This is a genomic window from Vibrio sp. 2033 (genome assembly GCF_033339735.1).
Genome location: NZ_JAWOVC010000722.1, coordinates 1 through 543, shown reverse-complemented (window position 1 = coordinate 543; position 543 = coordinate 1). Strand labels below are relative to the sequence as shown.

At 48.3% G+C, this 543-nt stretch carries 2 protein-coding genes; one reads left to right on the top strand and one right to left on the bottom strand.

The features are described from left to right. On the bottom strand, positions 1–199 hold a 199-nt coding region (locus tag R7P74_RS30005), incomplete at its 3' end, for a hypothetical protein (RefSeq protein ID WP_443293544.1). A gap of 54 nt (positions 200–253) precedes the next feature. On the opposite strand from R7P74_RS30005, the gene R7P74_RS28720 reads away from it, so the two are divergent. Continuing rightward, positions 254–543 (top strand): H-NS family histone-like protein (locus R7P74_RS28720; RefSeq protein ID WP_318124092.1); only part of this gene is annotated, 290 nt, incomplete at its 3' end.

Sequence of the window (543 nt, the reverse complement as noted above, 5' to 3'; positions counted from 1 at the left end):
ATATCGGAGCAAGCCTTTCCGGAGCTCTATCGTGAACTGTCCCAGATGCAGCATAAGGCGCGTAGTGATCGGCTCCGCGCCCTTGCTCTATTGGGTCTTTATTCTCTTCGATTTTCTGGCAACATTGGGTCTTTTGAGCAACAGAGTTCAGAGAGTCAACCTGCACAGCATCAAAATTCGCCAGTGCAGACTGACGCAAAACTGAACTCTCAACGTGATTCACTTAAAGGAAAACTGATGGGCTCCGTATGACATGAAAGACCACGAGGAGTTCTCTACGCTATCAGCGGCTGAACGTAGAGAGTTAATAATCGCAGAGTTAAAGCGTAAAAGCCGCATTCGCACCCTGTTGCGAGGACTCCCGTTAGATGAAGTTCGGGAGATCATTGACAGAATGAAGGGCGTTCTCAATGAACTGGAGGAAGAGTACAAAAAGCGAGAAGAAGAAGAAAAAGAAAAGCGAGCTCAGGCTGAGCGAATAATGAGCGACATGGAATCCTGCGGTGTGGACATCGGCTTGCTCAACGAAATGTTCACGAGCAG